Below are 20,872 nucleotides of genomic sequence, written 5' to 3'. Positions count from 1 at the left end.
TATTTGCCGTAGCCACCAGTGGCTCAGCCTGCAGCCGCGATGCAATGCCAACAATGGAAGACCAGCTGGTTGGTCGCTGGGAATGGGTGCAAAGTGCCAACGCGGCCGGTAGCGCCACTCCGGCTACTACCGGCCACACGGTGGTCGTTGAGTTTGACCGACGCGGCCGGGCCCGGTTCTATCAGGACGGAGCCATGATCGGAGCGGCTAAGTTTCGGCTGAAAGCCGTGGGCAACGGCTGGCGTAAAAGCAAGAATATGATCATCTATCGTGGCTACAAAAGCCAGCAGTTTTATTCTGTTTCGGGTAATAAGCTTGTTCTGCAGGATACCGAGAATGGCAAAGGCGGCAACGTGTACTACAAAGGAGGGCACAAGGGCCAGTACACCGAGTTTACCGGCAAGCGCTAAAGCTCACCGGCCGACCAATCGAGGACAGTTAGTCCGGGCGCTGTAGAATTTCGGTTTGCTTTCGAATGCTCTCCAAATGGATGAGCTTATAGAGCTCCGCCACAAACTTCTCGTTTACCCGCAGCTTCCCTGCCCATTGCAGCCGGGAAGTAAAAATTTCGTTCCAGCGGTCGAGCTGCAGGATCTTAACGTTATTTTCCCTTTTGTATTCAGCCAGCTCCTCTACCAAAGACATGCGTCGCGCCAGGGCTTCAATGATTTCCCGGTCGGCCACATCCATTTTCTGCCGCAGCTCCTCGGCCTTGTTCAGGTAATCTTCGTTGTCGCTGGAGCGGTAGCGATACTTTAGCTCCGCCAAAATCTCTCCCAGGCGCTGCGGGGTCACTTGCTGCTCGGCATCACTGAGCGCATGGTCGGGGTCGGGGTGGGTTTCAATCATGAGCCCATCGTAGTCCAAATCGAGGGCTTTTTGGGAAATAGGCAGCAGCAGGTCGCGCCGGCCCCCAATGTGGCTGGGGTCACATATTAGTGGCAAGTGCGGAAAGCGCGTTTTGAGCTCAATAGCCAACTGCCAGGTAGGCGCGTTGCGGTAGCGCGACGGAGCAAAGGTGCTAAAGCCCCGATGGATGGCCGCCAGCTGCCGAATACCGGCCCGCTCTAGCCGCTCCAACGCCCCAGCCCATAAGGCCACATCCGGATTGACGGGGTTCTTCACCATCACGGGGATATTGGTGCCCGCCAGGGCATCGGCCAGCTCCTGCACCGCAAACGGGTTTACCGTGGTGCGAGCCCCGATCCAGAGTACGTCTACGCCATGCGCCAGAGCCTCTTCGACATGGCGGGGCGTGGCCACTTCCACCGTCACGGGCAATCCTACTTCCTCTTTCATGCGGCGCAGCCAAGCCAAGCCCTGTGCTCCTACCCCTTCGAAGGAACCGGGGCGAGTGCGGGGCTTCCAGATACCGGCCCGGAACAGATCGATGTTCCCCAACGCCTTCAGCGCTTTGGCCGTCGTTAGCACCTGCTGCTCCGTTTCGGCGCTACAGGGCCCCGCGATAAGCATCGGCTGGCCCTTGGCGGCCAACAGCCGGGTGAAAAATGTATCAGCAGTAGGTACGCTTTCCATAGATGAGGTAAAAAAGAACAGAGAAGTGGGCTACCTCCTTTCGGCCAGCACAAGCCAGCACCCAAAAAGGCGGGGCAACCTGGTAACTATGCGGCCCGAAACGATGTTTAACGGCTATCTTCGCCTTGCCAAACAGGCCTCTCTCATTAGCCCGCCCAAAGCTAGCCACCCGCATGCCAGTAACCCAATCCCCGCCCATTTCCTTTACCGATACGGCCGTTGCTTTCGCCTCCAAATCGGATATTGAGCTACGCAAGATGTACGCTCTGTTCGCGGCCATGAACAACACTACCTTGGTCAAAGCCGGGGGCGGCCTGATGAAATCGGCGCTAAAATGGAAGCTACCGGTGAAGTTTTTGATTAAGAAAACCATTTTCGAGCAGTTTTGCGGCGGCGAGACCATCCGCGAATGCCTGCCTGCCATTGAGGAACTGGGGCGCTACAACATCGGCACCATTCTCGATTACTCGGTGGAAGGCGAAGGCAACGACCACAGTTTCGACCACACGCGGGATGAGATTTTGGCAACCATCGACTTAGCGCACCGCTCTACTCACATTCCTTTCTCCGTGTTCAAAGTCACTGGCGTTGCCGATAGTGCTTTGCTGGAGAAAGTGCAGAGCGGCAAGGCTCTTTCCAGCGCCGAGCAGGCCAGCTACGACCGGTCGAAAGCCCGCGTGGAAGCCATTTGTGCCCGAGCGCATCAATACGGGGTTCGGGTGTTTATCGACGCCGAAGAAAGCTGGTTTCAGGGCACGATTGATGCCTTGGCCTACGAAATGATGGCCAAATACAACCACGACTCAGCCATCGTCTGGAATACGTACCAACTCTACCGCCACGACCGGTTAGAGGCCATCGAACAGGCGTGTGAGGCGGCTGCGCGGGGCAATTATTTTCTGGGCGGCAAACTGGTGCGGGGCGCTTACATGGAAAAAGAGGGCCGGGTAGCCACGCAGCGCGGCTATCAAAACCCCATCAATGCCAGCAAAGACGCTACCGACCAGCTGTATGATGATGCACTGCGCTATTGCATAGCTCATGCCGACCGGATCAGCATTTGTGCCGGCACCCATAATGAGGCCAGCTCTCTGCTGCTCACGGGTTTAATGCAGGAGGCTAACATACGCCCCGGCGACCCGCGCGTCTGGTTTGCGCAGCTCTACGGCATGAGCGACAACCTAACCTATAACTTGGCTAATGCGGGCTACAACACGGCTAAATACGTCCCTTACGGCCCCGTGGAGTCAGTAATGCCTTACCTGCTGCGGCGCGCGGACGAGAATACAGCCATAGCGGGCCAGAGCAGCCGCGAGTTTCTGCTGATCCAAAAAGAAATAGCGCGCCGGAAGACTCAAAAATAAGGTTTTCCCTCCTCGGCACAGTTTTGGTTGCCGGCGGCCCACACCTCAGGAATGATAATTCTGGGTTGTGGGCCTTTTTTTGTTACTTTCAGCACCAATTTCTCTCCCTCCCTACGATGATCGGCCGAGTACGCAGCCATTTAATTCGATTTGCCCGCCATCAGGTCGGCACTACCAGTTACCTTAATCTGGTACAAGAAGCAGAGCTAGGCCTCAACCTGGACATTTCCCACGAGAAGGCGCGTCTCAACGAGCTGCTGTCCGAAATCTCGGAAGCCGAATTTCAGGCGGGCCGGCCTATTCTGAGCTGCCTGGTGAAAGTGGAAGGCTCGAAAGGCCAAGGCGACAACTTCTACAAGCTATGCGAACGGCTGGGCCTGGGCGAATGGCGAACGTTGAAGCAGGACCCGGAATTCCTGAAAACGCTACGGCGCGAATGTCGGGCGTTTTGGCTGGCTCCCGGCAGTTTCGAGCAGTTTTCCTAAACACCGACTATAGTGATTTAGAAGTGTACAGTTGAGCTTTGGCAAGTGGGAATACAACCGATTCACGGATTTTTGTAACCCCCGATTCAAAGGACACGTTAAGAACCCCGAAGCTGAAGCAGACACCTCGTGGTGGTTTTGCTCTCTCAGCTGGTACTTACTATTCCTTTCCTCACTCAACCAACCCTTCCTATGAACACCAACGATTCGAACAACCCACAGAACACTGGTACTGGCGCAGGCTCTAACTACGGCACCACCAATTCGGGCACAGGCATGGGCAACAGCTCAAGCTCGAGCAACGAAGGCACGTCGTACAATGCCGGTACCGGCGCATCTTCGCACGACTATAGCGCCACGCAAAAAGGTGCAGCCGTAGGCGGTGCTGCTGGTGCTGCTGTAGGCCGCGCTGTAGATGGTGTACAAAATACGGCTTCCGATGCGGCCAACGCAGTATCGGGTAACAACTACCGCGAAGGCAGCACGCTGACCAGCACGTTCCGTGACCGGGACAGTGCCGAGAAGGCCTACCAGTCCCTCTCGTCACGTGGCTACGCCAAAGACGACGTTAACTTGTTGATGTCGGACGAAACCCGCAAGAATCATTTCGGCGACCATACGGCTGACACCGACCTTGGCGACAAAGCCATGGAAGGAGCTGGTGTTGGCTCGGCCATCGGTGGCACGGCTGGTGCTATCATCGGTGCTATTGCTGCTATCGGCACTTCAGTAGCTCTTCCAGGCCTCGGCTTAATAATTGCCGGTCCTATCGCAGCAGCGCTGGCCGGTGCTGGTGCTGGTGGCCTGACGGGTGGCTTAGTAGGCGCACTCGTTGGTTCGGGCATTCCCGAAGAGCACGCTGCTGAATACGAGAGCGACATCAAAAACGGTGGTATCGTGATGGGCGTGAAGCCGCGCAATGCTGAAGACGCTCGTTATTTCGAAGATGAGTTCCGTCGCAGCAACGGTGACCGTGTACGCCAGTACTAGGTTATCGGTAACTCCGAAAACCCTTTAGCTTAAAAAGGACCTTCCGCACGTTGCGGGAGGTCCTTTTTGTTTGACCTGTTATCAGCTATTCATCGTATACTGTAGAGCCGCACAAAATGCGCTTTGCGCTGTTAGTATGGTACCCGTAACTACTACCGTCTAGCGAAAAGACAAAGTACGATTTGTGTGTGCAACCTCGATGCCCGAATATCGCCCCTTACCACCGAAAGTGCGCCAAGGGCACTTATTGTGGCCGCTCTGGCGTTTCGTCTAAAACCGACACTCTGACGGCCTCATAGCGTTAGGAACGGCTTTTGTTTACATTTGATTTTCCTCCATTCCATTCTGATTCCCATGTCTTCCCCCCGACTGAAAGTAGGCCTGTACGCGTCGTTGGTGCTGGCAATCTTTATGCTGGCATCCTATAAGCTGTATCGGCGCAATGATACCAGTCCGCCCCAAAAGGATGAGGTGCTGATCAAAGCCATGCTGCAAGGCCTGAGTGCCGCCCATTACCAGCCTGAAAAAGTGGACGACACTTTCTCTAAGCGCGTATTTGACTTGTACCTGAAGCGCGTTGATTACAACAAGAAGTTCTTGCTGCAATCGGATGTGGCCCAGTTGCGCAAATATCAAGGCGACATCGACGACCAGGTTCGACGCGGCACCCACGAGTTTCTGGACCTGAGTACGAAGCTGATGGAGCAGCGCACCAAAGACATCCAGGCACTATATAAGGACATACTGTCGAAGCCCTTTGACTTTACTAAAGAGGAGTCATTCGAGACAGAGCCCGATAAGATGTCTTTTGCGGCCGATGCGGCAGCTCAGCGTGAAGAGTGGCGCAAATACCTGAAATACCAAACCCTGATTCGGGTATCGGAAATGATGGACGAGCAGAAAAAGAAGAAGGATAAGCCTTTAGCTTCGACTTCCGTACAGCCTTCGGCCGTTACCACATCCGAAGCTATCCGCACGCCGGCCGAAATGGAAATTGAGGCCCGCAAGCGGGTGCTGAAGTACTTTGAGGAGCAATTCAAAGACTTGGCTCAGACCGATGCTAATGAGCGTCTGGCAGTTTATGCCAACACCATTGCCAATACGTACGACCCGCACACCGAGTATTTCGCCCCCCGTGACAAGGAAAGCTTTGATGTAGCCATGACGGGCCGCTTCGAAGGTATCGGAGCCTCGTTGCAGGAGAAAGATGGTCAGATCAAGGTGACAGACGTTATTCCTGGCAGTGCTTCTTACCGCCAGGGCGACCTAAAGGCCGGTGATATTATTACCCGGGTAGCGCAGGGAGCCGCCGAACCAGTATCGGTGGAAGGGTTGCGGCTGGATAAGGCCGTAGCGCTGATTAAAGGCAAAAAGGGCACGGAGGTTCGCTTGACGGTGAAAAAGCCGGATGCCAGCACCAAAATCATTGCTATTATCCGTGATGTAGTAGTGTTGAAAGAGACTTATGCTCAATCGGCTACAATTCAGGAAAACGGCAAGAAAATCGGCTACCTACGGCTGCCTACTTTTTATGCCGACTTCAACGACAACGGTGGGCGCAGCTCGGCCGAAGACGTGAAGAAAGAGTTGGAGAAGCTACGGCAGGAAAACGTGGATGGGGTGGTATTCGACCTGCGCTTCAATGGCGGTGGGTCGTTGCAGGACGCCGTGGAAATGGCGGGCTTGTTTATTGAAAGTGGCCCCGTAGTGCAGGTTCGCTCACCCCAGGGCGCACCGAGTATTCTTAACGACCGTGACCCCCGCGTGCAGTATAGCGGACCATTGGTAGTACTGGTGAACAAATACAGTGCTTCGGCTTCCGAAATTCTGGCAGCAGCCATTCAGGACTACAAGCGCGGCGTGATTATGGGCTCAGCCAGCACCTATGGCAAAGGCACCGTGCAGCGCATCTTCGACTTGGACGATATGCTAGGTGATTTCAATAGCCTGAAGCCTTTCGGCTCGTTGAAGCTTACTACTCAAAAGTTCTACCGTATCAATGGCGGCTCGACTCAGTTCAAGGGTGTGGTGCCGGATATCATACTACCGGATGCCTATAGCTACCTCGACCAAGGCGAGAAGGAGTCAGATTACCCGCTGAAGTGGGACGAGATTTCTCCGGCCCGCTACAAGTCCTGGAGTGCTGCCCCAGCTGTCGACAAGCTGCGCACGGCTAGCCAGGGCCGAGTGGCCAGCAGCCCAAGCTTCAAACTGATGAACGAGATGGTGCAGCGTATGCGCAAACGCAAGGACGACACGATGGTGTCGCTGAAGCTGGCATCGTTCCGCGCCGAGCAGGAGCAGGCAAAGGTAGAATCGGAGAAGTACGAGAACGTACAGAAAGCCGCCCAGCCTATGACCATCGCGCCGCTTGCTATTGATGTCCGCCAGCTAGGCTCCGACACAGTAGAAGTGAATCGTGCTGGCCGCTTCACGAAAAATCTAAAGAATGATATCACACTGCGGGAAGCCGTAGCAGTCATCAAAGAACAGATGTAAGCAACAGCCTCAGCTGTTTTGAAGCCTCCGTGCCGCTGGTACGGGGGCTTTTTTGCGGGCTTTTATTCACACCCAACCTTGTTAGCAAATAGCTTATGTAAACCACGGCAAACCAGAGCTCTAATTTTACTAATAAACATCTTATTATCATATACTTAACACATTTTTAGTTTTGCGAAAATAATTAGCAAATGTGCAACTCAAATCAATACTCTCCTGTTTACTTAGCATGACGACGATAACCGAGAACATCATCTTTCCGCTCGTTACGGACGAGCAAAAGCAAGCGGAGGAAACATGGCGCAAGTCTATCCCGGCGCAGGTGTTTCTCAACTACTTTTTTGCCATCAACTACCACATTCAGGAGAATGACGATGCCACCGGCGGCTTGCAGCACCTCCCCTTCTTCCGGGCGCATCAGGCCGAGTTGACGGAAGTCGACCTGCAGGCTGTAAGCAAAATGCTACAGGCTTGCTGGAGCACAGAGTACGCGTTGCGGGCTACGGCAGAGCTCGGTGACGAAGAGTACCTGCGCAACGCACTGCACTGGACTTTTCCGCAGGCGTACCACACTATCCTGTCGGGCCTGCAGGCATTCCTGTACACCACGGGCACGCGGTCGAACAATCCGTCGCTGATACGGCGGGAAGTGGGCCGACTGGTGGTGCGCAATGCGTACCCGCGCCCGGTTTCGTTTTATGCCGCTGGGGCTTATGGCGACTTCAGTATTCATCGGCTACCGCTGGCGGGCTACAAGCCCGGCCTACATATAGCGGGCAAGGAAATAGAGGCGCAAGCGCAGATCGGCCAGTTTTTGCGCACAACGCGCAAGATGAAGGCCCAGTGGACGCGGCAGCAAGTGCAGGGCAACCCCAACACGGCGTTGCGCAGCCAGAAAACAGGCAAGGTGCTGGACAAGTGGACCGCTTCGCACTGGCAGCAGATTACGTGGCGCTTGGGCTACACCACTATTTTCGATCTGCTGGGCCGTCTGCGCATTTCACAGACCAGCCGGGAGATTGAGCGCTACGTGGAGGCAGAAATTGATTTCAAGCTATTCCACCAGTCGCTGCTCAACATCGTGAGCTACCTCAACGGCATTCATGAGAGCTATATCGCCAAGGCAATGGGCTTGGAGCGCTACCAGCAATTGGTACAAGAATTGCCTAAGCACTTGCAGAACACCTTCGTAGCCGAGCGCCTGCATACCCGCATTGAGCCACTGCTCACGGGCCAGGAGCCGCCGCAGCAGATGGGTATAGCTGCCTAAGCAGCGCATCACTATTACACTGTGCCTTACTCCATATAGACCTAAGCGCCATTCCTTTGGGATGGCGCTTTCTGTTGGTGCCCGGTACCAAAAGCCAAGCTGTGGCTTGCCTTTTGGTTGTGTGAGGCTGTGCCGACGGTCAAATCGGGACAGAGCATTGGAATCGACTGTGAAAATCTGCGATTCAGACTACCTTTGCAGGCTTATACAACGACCATTCTCATGCAGCACCTCAGCGAACAGGAACAGATACGCCGCCAGAAGCTGGAGGAACTTCAAAAGCTCGGCATTGAACCCTATCCGTCCGAGTTATTCGACGTCAACTTCTACGCCCAGGAAATCCTCGACAACTACCACCCCGAGCTCAACAACTTTCAGGAGGTGAGCCTGGCGGGCCGGCTGATGTCGATGCGGGTGAAGGGCAAAGCCTCGTTTGCCGAGCTGCAGGATGCCTCGGGCCGCATTCAGCTGTATATCAACCGCGACGAAATTTGCCCCGGCGAAGACAAGGAGCTGTATAACACGGTATTCAAAAAGCTGCTCGACCTGGGTGACTTCATCGGCGTGAAAGGCCATGTGTTCGTGACGATGGTGGGCGAAACCTCCATTCACGTAACCAGCCTGACGGTGCTAAGCAAAAGCCTGCGCCCCCTGCCCGTGGTGAAGGAGCGCGTGGACGAAGCCACCGGAGAGAAAGTGACGTATGACGCTTTCACTGACCCTGAGCAGCGCTACCGCCAGCGCTACGTAGACTTAGTGGTGAACCCGCACGTGCGTGAGGCTTTCGTGAAGCGTACGCACCTGGTGCAGGCCATGCGCAACTACCTCAACGACAAAGGCTACCTGGAAGTAGAAACCCCGATTCTGCAGCCGCTGTACGGCGGCGCGGCGGCGCGACCCTTCAAGACATTCCACAACACGCTGGACATGACGCTGTATCTGCGCATTGCCAACGAGCTGTACCTCAAGCGCCTCATCGTAGGCGGCTTCGATGGCGTCTACGAATTCTCGAAGGACTTCCGCAACGAGGGCATGAGCCGGTTTCACAACCCGGAGTTCACCCAGATGGAGCTGTACGTAGCCTACAAGGACTACTACTGGATGATGGACTTGGTGGAAGAAATGGTGGAGCGCGTGGCCATGACTCTGCACGGCAAGACCGAAGTACAGGTCGGCGACAACCTCATTAACTTCCAGCGGCCCTGGAAGCGCTTTACGATGGCCGAGTCCATCGAGCACTTCACGGGCTTCAACATTGAGGGCAAGAGTGAGGACGAGTTGCGGGCGGCCGCAAAGGAACTGAAAGTGGGCCTGGACCCCAGCATGGGCAAAGCCAAAATCATCGACGAAATTTTCGGCGAGCATGTGGAGCCCAAGCTCATTCAGCCCACGTTCATCACCGACTATCCGGTGGAAATGTCGCCGCTGGCCAAGAAGCACCGCTCGAAGCCGGGCTTGGTAGAGCGTTTCGAGGCTATCTGCAACGGCAAGGAAATCTGTAATGCCTTCTCCGAGCTCAACGACCCAATTGACCAGCGCCAGCGCTTCGAGGATCAACTGGAGCTGGGCAAGCGCGGTGATACTGAAGCGATGGTGCTCGACGAGGACTTTCTGCGGGCGCTGGAGTACGGCATGCCGCCCACGGCTGGCCTGGGCATCGGCATCGACCGCCTGAGCATGATTATGACCAACTCCAACTCCATTCAGGACGTGCTTTTCTTCCCGCAGATGAAGCCGGAATACACCAAGTCGGAAAATGCGCCTAAGCCGGAGGTGACAGAGTAAACAGAACCCGGGTAAAAATCGAAAAGCCTCCTGCGTAAGTCGCAGGAGGCTTTTCTTTTGATAACTAACCTATCGTCGTTTTAACGGAACAAGGGAAAGAAGCTCACACGCTACTGTTTGGTTTCACTAGCAGAGGGTTCGAATTTCTGGTAGCGGTGCTACAGCCGGCAATTCTGCTTTCACTATATCCCAACTCCTTATAAGTCGGCTACAAGTACTGTAACGAGCTGACTGAAAAATGGTTACGCGAGGAGCATCTTTTGTTGCTTGAATGAAAAAAAACCCGACCAGCTGAAAAATCGGAAGGCCTCCCACGTAAAATCGTGGGAGGCCTTCCTTACGTCAACTCGCTTACCCTTCCAATCGGGTCTTGATAAAGAAACCTGCGATGGACAAGTCTGATTTTACTGGCGGATTAGAACTACTTCTGCCAGAAGCTCCTACTGTCGGCAATTTTACTTTACCAGCTTCTCCGACCTTCTTTCAAGCTCGTCGTAATAGGGTTAACGAGTCTGTTATCAGAAGGTTACGCATCTGCGTAAAAAAATTATAGCGACTTGCCGTAGCCGGAGCCACTGTGGCGAGCGTCACTGCCGGAGCCATCGTAGTCAGAGTCTCCTTCCTCGAAGCTCGCCACAGATTTATTGGAAGTAGCATGAGAGCTGGCGCTAGTATCCTGGCTCATTGACTTGAGGAGCTCATCGGCGGCATTGCGGCCATCCTGATGCGGTGCGGGGGCAACCTCACCGGCCGCCGGAGTATTCAGGTGAGCCAGCGAATCTTTGAGCAGCTTACCCAAGTCGTCGCTCCACTTGGAAGCCGATTTTTTGAGGCCCGTGCGCGTTTCGGTACCGGTTTCGGGGGCCAGCAACAGGCCCGCCACAACGCCGGCCGTGGCCCCTACCAACAAGGATAGAATTACTTTACCGCTATTGTCTTTCATACGAAAATGGGTAGGTCGTGAAATAAGTGAAACCAGAAAGGCCGCCGCAATGTGGTGCCCGCAAAAATATAACGCGGATACAAGCCGAAGGTTGTACCAATAAAACTGCCCCGCCTCCTTGCGGAAGCGGGGCAGTTTGCGTGCTTGCTTGAGCTACTGCTGGCTTACAAGTCGTTCAGCATTTTCGTGATTTCACGCTTGCCTTTGCCTAGCTTGGTTTGCAGACGGCCTACGAGCTCATCACCCTTACCCTCGGTGTAGTCGAGGTCGTCGTCGGTCAGCTGTGCATATTGCTGTTTCAGCTTCCCTTTGGCTTCGTTCCAGTCACCTTTCAGGTTCAGGCTGCTGCCGATGCCGGTAACGCCCATATCTTCGAGTTTCTCAACGTAGCCTTTGAATTTCGTGTCAAGCTCTTCGCCATATTTCGAGAGCTGATCGCCCAACGTACCGCTATATTTGGTGGCTGCGCTGCGCAGGTTGTCGCGGGTAGCTTTGCCTTTATCGGGGGCCATCAGCATACCGGCAATGATACCAGCACCGGCACCAGCTAAAGCAGCTAAAAGAATTTTACCCGAGTTGTCTTCTTCGTGATATGACATGGTGTTGAAAGAGAATGGATGAATGATGGAACAGTGGTTGGTCAGACTAGGTGGTGCGGATTGGGGCAGCCCGGCAGCCGGCTTGCTCCACGGCAAGCACAACCGCTAAGGGGTCAGTCAGTCTGCCTATACGAAGGGCAGCGGCCGGGGTTATAACCCAAAGATAAAAATAGTTAAAGTAAAATATCTACTCTTACGTTACCCGTTTGCAGTCAGCGTGTTTGCTGTTCCTCCTCACTTCTCCAGCCTTGCCATGTTCCGATTTGGTGCAGCCATTCTGTTGTTTTTCTCGTTTCTGTCCTGCCAGCGCGCCACGCCGCCCACGCAAGCCACTGCCTGTATCAATCCGGCCAACATCCGGCCGGATGGTATCTGCACGATGGACTTTGCGCCGGTGTGCGGCTGCGACGGCAAAACCTATAGCAACGCCTGCGTGGCTACTAACGCTGGCGTAAGGACCTACAGCCAAGGCGAGTGCCCGGGCTCCACTACCAAATAACCTTCTGTTTTATGTCTGAAAAGCGGTATTTCCGTCAACAGAATCCATTTCGGGTTCCTACCACCGATGGTAAGCTCATTGAGGAGCACATTGGCTGGGCCAGCACGCAAACCGACGCGTACAGCGTGGCGCATATGGTAGCTCCGCCGCACTGGAGCGAGCCGCATCAAAACCCTGAATTCGACGAAATAACCATAGTCGTGCGGGGCCGCAAGCAGTTTGAAGTCGATGGCGACCTTATCGAGCTGGGAGCCGGCGAATCGTTGCTCATCAAGGCCGGGGCGCGGGTGCAATACTCCAATCCGTTTGATGCTGAGTGCGAGTATTGGTCGATTTGCGTACCGGCCTTTACAATGGACACCGTAAACCGCGAACAATAATATAACCACGAACACACAACCCACGGACAGGAGGTGCCCGCTCGCTCAGGCTGTATGGGCAGTAAGCAGATACCACATCCTGTCGAGCAGTCTGCACACCAGGCAATGAACGAAGAATCTTGCGTGCTCCGGTACAATAATTTGCGTGCCGCACGCGAGATACTTCGACAAGCGGGCCCCAGAGCAAACGTGACGTGTGAAGAAAGCAAAGTACTCAAAAGTGCTACTGGCCACACCCCCTAGGCTGTATAGATAGTGACCGAAAATAGCTATTTTGGTCTGTGCAGCACGTCATGCTTGATCTGGCGCCCGCTTGTCGAAGCATGACGTGCTTTCTGTTTACTGGCCACATCCCCTAGGTGTATAGTTCCAGAGTAAGGGTGGCGCTTGGAGTAGAGTTAAAACCCAACCATTGAGTTCTACTGTACCATTCCACGAGTAATGGGTGCCGCTGCTGGCATACTGTGGAGCAGCCACTGAAATAGCCTGTCGGCGTCGGCGGCGTGAAACAGCTCGGTGCCAGGGTTCATGGTGGCAGCCGTGCCACAGGCCACGCCCAAGCGCACGGCCTCGCGCAAGGGCCGGCCCTGACAGAGCGCGAACACCAAACCAGCCACCATGCTGTCGCCGGCTCCTACGGTGCTTTGCTTTTTCACGGCCGGGGCGGCAATATGCTCTACTATATCGCGCGTGACGAGGCAAGCACCGACCGGCCCCAGCGACACGACTACAACTTCACACTTATCCTGACCGATAAGAACCTGCGCCGCCGCCGCCGCTGACGCACTATCGAGGGAGGGCACGCCGGCCAGCCTGGCCAGTTCGCCCAGGTTGGGCTTGAGCAGGTACACGCCTTCGTCCACGGCGCGGCGCAGGGCTTCGTCAGAAGTATCCACAATGAGCTTGGCACCAACCTGGCGGGCCCAGCGAGCTATGTCGCCCATGAACGCTGGCGCCATGCCCTGGGGCAGGCTGCCGCTGACCACCAACAGGTCGGGAGGGGGCGCAATGACTGCCAGCGTGGTCAGCACCCGCACCTGCTCTTCGGCCGTAACGGTGGTGCCGGGCATACCGAAGCGGAACTGCTGGTTAGTGGAGCCATCGACCACGGTCAGGTTTTCGCGGGTCCAGGCAGCCGTGGGCACGGGGTGCGTGGCTAAGCCTTCGCGCGCCATCAGCTGCTGGAGCACGTCGCCGGGCGGGCCGCCGGCCACGAACACGGCCCGCGTGTGCAACCCGAGGCGCTGCAGGCCTCGGGCCACGTTGATGCCCCCGCCGCCGGGCTCTACCTTGGGCGGCGCACACTGCAATTTTTGGTCCGGCACTAGCTGGGGCACGCTCGTACTTTTGTCAATGGCCGGGTTCAGGGTGAGGGTGACGACGTGTTGCATAGTAAGAGGCGGTACGGCTTGACAGACTAATAAATCAGATATTCAGTACAGGTCTGGCCGCTTTGCAAAAAACGGTAACCGGCTGGCACCAAGCTGACCTTGGCCCGTCCGTTAATAGGCGGCTTTGGTTTCCACGAACTCTAGTAATCGCTCCATCAGCTCGGGACGAATGGTGGGTTTGGGGCCGTGGTGGGTGGGGGAGTTCAACGAGCCACTTTGCAGCAGGTCGTGCAGGTCGGCCACCGATGCGAGCCGGAAGCCCATGTTCCAGTCCGCGAAACTGCGTTCGGCACAACTGCCCTCCCCCAGCACCTGGCACTGGTAATGCCGCGGGTCGGACAGGATTTTTTCGTAGTAGAGCTGGCGCACGTCGGCGTCCTCGCCTTCCAGGATTTGCAGGAAGCGGCCGTCGGGCGCGTGCAGCAACAGGCCCGTGACGTGTACTTGCCGGTTGTTGGCGCGGGACCAAAGCAGCAGTGCCGTCAGTTCGGCGTCGGTGAACGGCGTAACGGCCCGGCTTTGGTAGATGAGGTGATAAAGGCCCATGGCAACGACAAGGAAATTGAACGGCAACCTCCCGTACGAATGCTGTGGGCAACCGCCTGACCTGAAGGAAATTGGCAGGGAAAGCCCTGATCCTTGGCTAGCTTCTGCCTGCTCCTCAACGGAATTGACGGCGAATAGATGCCCAATGCGGGGCAAAGGGCCGGCTGAAGGGTAACGCTGACGCTGGCTCTCACGGGAATTCCTGCTACGATCCAGCAGAAAAACCAACTGCTATTCGGCGACTACCTGCGCCGAGCCGAGCTTACGCAGCAGCAGCGGCACGATGGCCTCGCCCTCGGGCAGGCCGGACTCGCGCAGCAGCTCGACTCCCTGCCGCACGAGCACGAAGCAGGGCAAATCGGTGGTGTGGAAGCTGTGCACCACGCTGGGGTGGCTCGCCTCGTCCACTGTCAGCACCCGGATGGCCGCGCCCAACTCCCGCTGCAAGGCGGCCAGCGCCGCCAGGGTGGCCACCCGCACCTGCGGGGCCGTGCCGACGGGCGGCAGCAGCACCAGCAGCATCGCGGCGTCGGCGGACTGTAGCGGTGGAAGGGGAGTGGCTGTCATTGGACCCGGAGTTAAACAAGTAGCTGCAAAATTATCGTACGGGAGAAGCGAGCCGTATGATGCCCATCAGGCGGTGAACTGATAATTGTCAGGTCCGGGCAGATTAATGCCGACCTTGCCGAGGCGTCCTACCCTACCGCACTGGCCTACTCCTTTCCCATGCGACCAAGCCCTTCTTCCAGCGTCCTGACCGAGCTGCTGTACACCCAGGCCAAGGAATTCTTTGGGCTCTACGACCCGGCGCTGGGTTGGTTCACGCAGGTGAACCCGGCGGGCGTGCGCCTGCTGGGCTACCCCTCGGAGGAAGTGTTCCTGGCCGACCCCGACCACTCGCTCCGCTCGCCGCCCTGGACCGGCGCGCAGTGGGCCGCCCTCTGCGAGCAGGCCCGGCGCGACGGCCACCGGGCCGTGGAAGCGGAAATCCGCCGCCACACCGGCGAGGCCTTGAGCGCCTACTTGGAACTGACCTACTTCCTGGACGGCGAGCGGCCGTTCTTCCTGATTCACATCACCAAGCAAAACCGCCTGCAGCAGGCCGAGCGCGAGCTGGCCCACAGCGTGCGGCGCTTCGAGGCCGTGTTCACCAACGCCACCATCGGCATCATCGTCTGCAACCGCGCCGGCGACATTGTGTCGGCCAATGAGCTGGCCGGTCAGCAGTTTGGCTACCCGCCGGCTGCGCTGCTGGGCCAGCGCATCGAGATGCTGGTGCCCAACGCCGCCGGCCGGCACCACCAGCAGCTGCGCGAGAGCTTCAACGCCCACCCGCAGGTGCGCGGCATGGGCCACAACCGCGTGCTGCTCGGCCAGCGCCAGGACGGCACCGACTTCCCCGTGGAAGTGAGCCTGAGCTACTTCCACCTCGACGAGGAGCTGTATGTGGTGGCCTACGTGCTCGACGTGACGGCCAAACACGACGCCGCGCAGGAGCTGGTGGCCCAGCAGCAGCGCGTGACCCGCCTCAACGCCGACTTGGAGCAAACGGTAGCCGACCGCACCCACGCCCTAATGCTTACGCTGGAGCAGCTGGAAAAGCGGGGCCAGGAACTGGCCCAGGCCCTGGCCGCCGAGCAGGAGCTGGGCGAGATGAAATCCCGCTTCGTGAGCATGGCCTCGCACGAGTTTCGCACGCCCCTCACCGGCGTGCTCACCTCGGCGGAGCTCATTGCCGACTACGCCCAGGGCCCGCAAAAGGAGAAGCAGCTGAAGCACGTAAACCGCATTCGTTCTTCGGTGAAGCACCTGAACGACATTCTGGAAGAATTCCTGTCGGTGGGCCGCATTGAGGAAGGCCGGGTGGAGGCCACACCGGCCACGCTGGACATGGAGAAGCTGCTGGGCGAAACAGTGGCCGGCGTGCAGGGCCTGCTCAAAGCCGGCCAGCGCATCGAGTGCGAGGGCGAGTGCGCCGGCCTCATCCGGCTCGATGCCTCGCTGCTGCGCAAAATCCTGGTCAACTTGCTGTCTAACGCCATCAAGTATTCCGGCGAAAACACCGTCGTCCACGTCCATGCCGCGTGCCAGGACCGGCAGCTCACGCTCCGCGTGGAGGACCAGGGCGTGGGCATTTCCCAGGAAGACCAGGAACATCTGTTCGAGCGGTTTTTCCGGGCCCGCAATGTGAGCACCGTGCCGGGCACCGGCCTCGGCCTCTACATCATTGCCAAGTACTTAGAACTGATGGGGGGCACTATTGCCCTGCACAGCGAGCTGAACGTGGGCACCACCGTCACCATCACCATCCCCTATGAAAACCATTCTGCTGATTGAAGACGACGTAATCATCCGCGAAAACACCGCCGAGCTGCTCGAAATGGCCGGCTTCGCGGTGCTCACGGCCGAAAATGGCCAGCTAGGCGTGGCGCAGGCCTTGGCCACCAGGCCCGACCTCGTGGTGTGCGACATTATGATGCCCGTGCTCGACGGCTATGGCGTGCTCCAGATATTTAATCAGAATGCCCAACTGGCCGGGGTGCCCTTCATCTTCCTCACCGCCAAAACCGAGCGCACCGACCTGCGCCGTGGCATGGAGCTGGGCGCCGACGACTACCTGACCAAGCCCTTCGACCGGGCCGAGCTGCTGAGCGCCATCACCGGCCGGCTCAACCGCTTCCAGCACCTCAAGCCCGAGTACGACTTGCAGCAGGGCGGCCTGGGCGAGTTTCTGGACGATGCCCGCGCCGTGGGCAACCTGCACAGCCTCTCGGCCGACCGCAAAGTGCACGCCCTGCGCAAAAAACAGGACATCTACCTCGAAGGTGACGAGCCGACGCGGGTGTATTTCGTGCAGACGGGCCGGGTGAAAACCGTGAAAACCACCGACGGCGGCAAGGAGCTGATAACCGGCTTTTATGGCCCCGGCGAGTTTTTTGGCTACCTGCCGTTGCTGCAGCACACCGCGCACAGCGACTCGGCCGTGGCCGTTGACGACGCGGAGCTGATCTACATTCCCAAGGACGACTTTACGCAGCTGCTGCTGCGCCACCCCGCCGTGGGCCAGCAGTTCATCCGCCTGCTGGCGGGCCGCGTGAGCGAGCGGGAAACGCAGCTGCTGGCCATGGCCTACAGCTCCATCCGCCGCCGGGTGGCCGACACGCTGCTGCGCCTGCACGAGCAGGCCGGGCCGGAGGGCAGCATTCAGCTCTCGCGCGACGACATGGCCGCCCTGGTCGGCACCGCCCCCGAGTCGCTGATTCGGACCCTGAGCGAGTTCAAAGCCGACGGGCTGATTGAGCTGACCCCGAAAAACGTGCGGGTGCTGGAGCCCGAGAAGCTACGCCGGGCCCGGTGGTAGGTGGGTTGGGGTGTTTTCAACGAGGCGTTGTGAAAGCTCCGGTTAGACCGGTTACGGCCGGAAGATTCGGATGGTGCGTTTGGCCGGTTGACCGGTTTCCACCAAGTACACCCCGGTCGGCAAGTCTGCCATCGGCACCTCAGCACCTTGCCCCTTCCGCAGCACCCGGCCCAGCAGGTCGCGCACGGTGTACGGGCCGGGGGTGTTCAGGTGCAGCACGTCCGTGACGGGATTCGGATAAGGTTGCCCTGGCTCGGAGGGAGCCCTTGCGGCCAGCACCTGGCAACTCTGCAAGATAGTGGCCGGTGTACAGGCGGGGGCATTACTGGCAATAAAGGCACCGCCGCCGCGGCGCAGGTAGGCACACACCCACGGCTGGGCGCAGGCCGATAACATAGTGTTGCCGAAAATGGTCAGGCTGCTAAGGGTGGTATAAGACCCAAAGACGAAGCCCCGGGTGAATCCCCGCAGGCGAGGGTTGCTTGAGAGGGAAATGGCCGTGGGCGCCCGGGGCCCAGCAAACCCCGTCACGCTGTCCAGCTGAGCATTGTTAATGACGTTCACAGCCCCCGTGAACTCCGTGTTTCGGAAGCCGGAAAGGGCCGTGAGAGCCGGGTTCGCGCTGATGCCGACCGTGGCGAAGGTGCCGGCGTTGAAGCCGGCGATGTCCAGCAAGCGGGCGTTGTCGCTGATGTACAGCCCGGGCGCGCTCGCTCCGGCAAAGCCGGTGATGGCTTGCAACTGCGGGTTGTTGGTGATGTCGGCCCGGTTCGAGAGGGTCACGCCGGCAAACCCGGTAATCGACCGCACCCCGTTGCCGCTGATGTTCAGCGTGCCCACGTTGCGCAGGTTGTTGAACCCGGCCAAGACCTGCAGCGAGGGGTTGTTGTTGATGGTTAACAAATCGACGGCCGTCAACGCGGCCAGCCCGAGGATGTCTTCCAAGAGGGCGTTGTCGCTGATTTGAACGGTGCTCGAGGCGCGGGGCGTGGCCAGGGAGCCAAAGCCGGTGATGGAGCGCAGGGCCGGCAGGCTCGCAATCCGCAGCAAGCCAGTGTCTTGCAGCAGGTTGAAGCCCGTGATGGTGGCCAGGGCGGCATTGCCGGTAATGGAGACGTTGGGCGCCGAGCGCAGGCGAAAGAAGCCGGAGATGTTGACCAGAGACGGATTGCCGCTGATGTAGAGCCCGCCCCCGATGGCGGTCAGGCCGCTAAAGGCGTTGCTGGGGCCCACGTTCAGCGACAGGTCGGTCAGGCTGGTCGCCCCTTGGATGTACAACTGCCCCCCGATGGTGGCGATGTTGTTCAGCCCCTGAATATTGACCAAGTCTTGCAACACGAGGGTCACGTCACCGGTAACGGTCGTAATGCCCGCTAACGGGGTCAGGTCCACGATTGGGTCGTCTCCCGGCGTCGTATTGCTGATGCCGCGCAACGCCAGGCTAGTGACCGTCGTGCACCCCGTCGCGGCGAAGGCATTCACTTGGCTTTGGGAGGTGAAGTTCAGGTTGGAGCATTGGGCCCCGGCCGTTCGAACGAGTGCGAACAGCAGAACCGTGAGGAGCCGTAATTTCATGGAAGAGGGGAAGGGTGCGCCGCACAAAACGCCGGCTGCATGGGGAAAATGTTGCGCAACGAGAACTACTGCAAAACAAAGTTATGGGATTACAACGGCCAGCACAACACCTGTTTATAGGTAATTGCAGTTCTTTTAACACGCGATGAGATGAGCAGAAGCTTCTTTCGCCAAACGGAGCGCGTTTCCGGCAGCACCGTTTGGGTGAGCCCGCGAATTGTCCCAGTACCTACCCGGGTATGGCTGGCAACTCCAGGACGGGCTGGCTTAATGTTTCGGCCAAGGCTACTAGGTCCTGCTCTTGCCATCCGCTCACGTTGGCTTGCACTTGGCAATGGTTTCATTGGTGCCGATGTCCGTAATGGCTAGCGCCATAAACGTAATTCCCTTCGGCCCCACAGTGCACTGGTACTGGCCCGTTACGCTCGACCGGGGCGCGGTCCGGTGGACCCGACGGCCGAAGGAAGCGAACTCAAACGTGACGGTTTGGGCATCCAACACGACGTTGCGCAGCACCCCGCCACGGAGAGGCATGGCGCCGCATAGGGTGACAAAGGCCGCGATGAACCCGATGCCATATTAGTTGACGTGAAGGGCCCACAGGATAGCCCCGAGTACAGCCAGCGTTGCAAGCAGTGGCACGCGGGCGCGAGTGTGTAGAGGCGGCAAAGACTAGCATTGGGGCAGGTTCCATAAGCAACGCAAATCAACCGCGTGGGTTGGCGAAGGTAAGCCTGCCAAGCAACCAAGAGAAACGCTCCTTTTCGTGAACGACAGGAATCAGCTTACATCTGGTGGCCAGCTTGCCCCTACAGCGCGGGGCGAGTTTAAGAAACCCGTCTACGATTCATGGTTCACGAAATGCTCCGCAAAGATGAGTTTCGTGAACGCTCAAAATTGAAGTCCTGTCCCCGGCAAAGTATCACGGCGAACGCGGCGGCGCGTTTCGCTGGCCGCCTGGGCCACGGCCGGGGCTGATGAAGCTCATGCCGGTGGGTGAGGTTTGTCATGTGGGGGCCGAAAGGGGGCCGGTAGTTTTGGGCCATCCACTGGCGGTAGGGCAAGCAGCTTTCTGAACCAGTAAGAAAGCCGCTTGCCCTACCGCCGCTTCTCACCAGCCCATGACGCAGGAATTACAATTCGACTTGGAGAACAACGCGAAGCAATGGCTGGCCCTGTAGCTGTCCATTTCCTCGGCGGAGCGGGTGTCGTTTGGCAACGTGCACGACCGGTCTTTTGCGCGCTACGGCCCCAATTTCATGGCCCACGTGTACCGTACAGCTATTGAGCAGGTACTGCCGAGCCTGCCCGAGGCCGCCCGCACGCAGCTCCTGGATGCCTTCCAGCAAGCTATGGGCGAGGCCATTCAGAAGCAGGCCTATGCTCTGCCCACGCTATCGGACTGCGCCTCCCGTCACTCCCAGAAGTTCGGATAGCGCAGGGCGGCTGTTAAAATAGTCCTGGCCCGGTTGCGAAAAGAGAGGCTGGAGTAACCGGCTCTGAAAAAACAAATGACTGTGGGGGCCGGCTTCTGCCCAAAATTATAAGGCGTGGCCCGACGGCCAACGGCAAAATTTTACCGTCCGACGTTCTGTTTTTTATGATGAAGCCATTTAGGAAGCAGACTTGTTCCTGAATGGGGAATGACA

20 protein-coding genes are annotated in these 20,872 nt (G+C 57.8%); 12 read left to right on the top strand and 8 right to left on the bottom strand.

Going from position 1 to position 20,872, the window contains the following annotated elements; translation table 11 throughout:
- The first annotated feature begins 44 nt into the window (after nucleotides 1–44).
- Nucleotides 45–410: a hypothetical protein gene (locus E5J99_RS09345; RefSeq protein WP_135497461.1), complete on the top strand. Its 366-nt coding sequence runs from the start codon at nucleotides 45–47 to the stop codon at nucleotides 408–410.
- Between the two features lie 28 nt (nucleotides 411–438).
- On the opposite strand, the gene E5J99_RS09340 is transcribed toward E5J99_RS09345, so the two are convergent.
- Complete coding sequence (locus E5J99_RS09340; protein WP_135497460.1) at nucleotides 439–1,536, bottom strand: bifunctional 3-deoxy-7-phosphoheptulonate synthase/chorismate mutase type II; 1,098 nt, start codon at nucleotides 1,534–1,536, stop codon at nucleotides 439–441.
- A gap of 173 nt (nucleotides 1,537–1,709) precedes the next feature.
- On the opposite strand from E5J99_RS09340, the gene E5J99_RS09335 reads away from it, so the two are divergent.
- From E5J99_RS09335 to lysS, 6 genes are all read left to right on the top strand, one after another.
- On the top strand, nucleotides 1,710–2,900 hold the full coding sequence (locus E5J99_RS09335; protein ID WP_135497459.1) for a proline dehydrogenase family protein: 1,191 nt from the start codon (nucleotides 1,710–1,712) through the stop codon (nucleotides 2,898–2,900).
- A gap of 116 nt (nucleotides 2,901–3,016) precedes the next feature.
- Complete coding sequence (locus E5J99_RS09330; protein WP_135497458.1) at nucleotides 3,017–3,385, top strand: hypothetical protein; 369 nt, start codon at nucleotides 3,017–3,019, stop codon at nucleotides 3,383–3,385.
- A 192-nt stretch (nucleotides 3,386–3,577) separates the two neighbouring features.
- A complete protein-coding gene (locus E5J99_RS22235; RefSeq protein WP_394345945.1) occupies nucleotides 3,578–4,375 on the top strand; it encodes a hypothetical protein in 798 nt (265 codons plus the stop codon).
- A 354-nt stretch (nucleotides 4,376–4,729) separates the two neighbouring features.
- Nucleotides 4,730–6,874: a carboxy terminal-processing peptidase gene (locus E5J99_RS09320; protein ID WP_135497457.1), complete on the top strand. Its 2,145-nt coding sequence runs from the start codon at nucleotides 4,730–4,732 to the stop codon at nucleotides 6,872–6,874.
- Between the two features lie 229 nt (nucleotides 6,875–7,103).
- The gene (locus tag E5J99_RS09315; RefSeq protein WP_135497456.1) at nucleotides 7,104–8,144 is read left to right on the top strand and encodes a hypothetical protein; all 1,041 of its coding nucleotides are present in this window, start codon (nucleotides 7,104–7,106) and stop codon (nucleotides 8,142–8,144) included.
- A gap of 222 nt (nucleotides 8,145–8,366) precedes the next feature.
- Nucleotides 8,367–9,929 (top strand): lysine--tRNA ligase, encoded by a 1,563-nt coding sequence (gene lysS / locus E5J99_RS09310; protein ID WP_135497508.1) that lies wholly within the window; start codon nucleotides 8,367–8,369, stop codon nucleotides 9,927–9,929.
- A gap of 547 nt (nucleotides 9,930–10,476) precedes the next feature.
- Here lysS and E5J99_RS09305 read toward each other — a convergent pair.
- Both E5J99_RS09305 and E5J99_RS22150 read right to left on the bottom strand, forming a co-directional pair.
- The gene (locus E5J99_RS09305) at nucleotides 10,477–10,872 is read right to left on the bottom strand and encodes a YtxH domain-containing protein (RefSeq protein ID WP_135497455.1); all 396 of its coding nucleotides are present in this window, start codon (nucleotides 10,870–10,872) and stop codon (nucleotides 10,477–10,479) included.
- A gap of 164 nt (nucleotides 10,873–11,036) precedes the next feature.
- The gene (locus tag E5J99_RS22150) at nucleotides 11,037–11,471 is read right to left on the bottom strand and encodes a CsbD family protein (protein ID WP_135497454.1); all 435 of its coding nucleotides are present in this window, start codon (nucleotides 11,469–11,471) and stop codon (nucleotides 11,037–11,039) included.
- Nucleotides 11,472–11,724: 253 nt separating this feature from the next.
- Between E5J99_RS22150 and E5J99_RS09295 the strand changes: the two genes are divergently transcribed.
- Complete coding sequence (locus E5J99_RS09295; RefSeq protein ID WP_135497453.1) at nucleotides 11,725–11,970, top strand: Kazal-type serine protease inhibitor domain-containing protein; 246 nt, start codon at nucleotides 11,725–11,727, stop codon at nucleotides 11,968–11,970.
- Nucleotides 11,971–11,981: 11 nt separating this feature from the next.
- A complete protein-coding gene (locus tag E5J99_RS09290; RefSeq protein ID WP_135497452.1) occupies nucleotides 11,982–12,350 on the top strand; it encodes a cupin domain-containing protein in 369 nt (122 codons plus the stop codon).
- Nucleotides 12,351–12,769: 419 nt separating this feature from the next.
- On the opposite strand, the gene E5J99_RS09285 is transcribed toward E5J99_RS09290, so the two are convergent.
- From E5J99_RS09285 to E5J99_RS09275, 3 genes are all read right to left on the bottom strand, one after another.
- Entirely contained in the window at nucleotides 12,770–13,741 is a 972-nt protein-coding gene (locus E5J99_RS09285) for a 1-phosphofructokinase family hexose kinase (RefSeq protein WP_135497451.1), read from the bottom strand.
- A 111-nt stretch (nucleotides 13,742–13,852) separates the two neighbouring features.
- On the bottom strand, nucleotides 13,853–14,287 hold the full coding sequence (locus E5J99_RS09280; protein WP_135497450.1) for a BLUF domain-containing protein: 435 nt from the start codon (nucleotides 14,285–14,287) through the stop codon (nucleotides 13,853–13,855).
- Nucleotides 14,288–14,518: 231 nt separating this feature from the next.
- The gene (locus tag E5J99_RS09275; protein WP_135497449.1) at nucleotides 14,519–14,854 is read right to left on the bottom strand and encodes a thioredoxin; all 336 of its coding nucleotides are present in this window, start codon (nucleotides 14,852–14,854) and stop codon (nucleotides 14,519–14,521) included.
- A gap of 159 nt (nucleotides 14,855–15,013) precedes the next feature.
- Here E5J99_RS09275 and E5J99_RS09270 point away from each other — a divergent pair, with 159 nt between their 5' ends.
- On the top strand, nucleotides 15,014–16,624 hold the full coding sequence (locus tag E5J99_RS09270; protein WP_135497448.1) for a sensor histidine kinase: 1,611 nt from the start codon (nucleotides 15,014–15,016) through the stop codon (nucleotides 16,622–16,624).
- Nucleotides 16,602–17,648, top strand: a complete 1,047-nt coding sequence (locus tag E5J99_RS09265; protein ID WP_135497447.1) for a response regulator — start codon at nucleotides 16,602–16,604, stop codon at nucleotides 17,646–17,648. The genes E5J99_RS09270 and E5J99_RS09265 overlap by 23 nt, the downstream gene beginning before the upstream one ends.
- A gap of 51 nt (nucleotides 17,649–17,699) precedes the next feature.
- Here E5J99_RS09265 and E5J99_RS09260 read toward each other — a convergent pair whose 3' ends face one another.
- Together E5J99_RS09260 and E5J99_RS09255 are read right to left on the bottom strand one after the other, a co-directional pair.
- Nucleotides 17,700–19,223: a hypothetical protein gene (locus tag E5J99_RS09260; protein ID WP_135497446.1), complete on the bottom strand. Its 1,524-nt coding sequence runs from the start codon at nucleotides 19,221–19,223 to the stop codon at nucleotides 17,700–17,702.
- Between the two features lie 312 nt (nucleotides 19,224–19,535).
- Complete coding sequence (locus E5J99_RS09255) at nucleotides 19,536–19,757, bottom strand: hypothetical protein (RefSeq protein WP_135497445.1); 222 nt, start codon at nucleotides 19,755–19,757, stop codon at nucleotides 19,536–19,538.
- Nucleotides 19,758–20,428: 671 nt separating this feature from the next.
- On the opposite strand from E5J99_RS09255, the gene E5J99_RS09250 reads away from it, so the two are divergent.
- Nucleotides 20,429–20,659, top strand: coding sequence for a hypothetical protein (locus tag E5J99_RS09250; RefSeq protein WP_135497444.1), 231 nt, complete (start codon nucleotides 20,429–20,431; stop codon nucleotides 20,657–20,659).
- Nucleotides 20,660–20,872: the final 213 nt, after the last annotated feature.

Source organism: Hymenobacter elongatus (assembly GCF_004745955.1).
Lineage (GTDB): Bacteria > Bacteroidota > Bacteroidia > Cytophagales > Hymenobacteraceae > Hymenobacter > Hymenobacter elongatus.
Note: the sequence above shows the minus strand (reverse complement) of the source record. Positions and strands in the feature narration are given on the sequence as shown.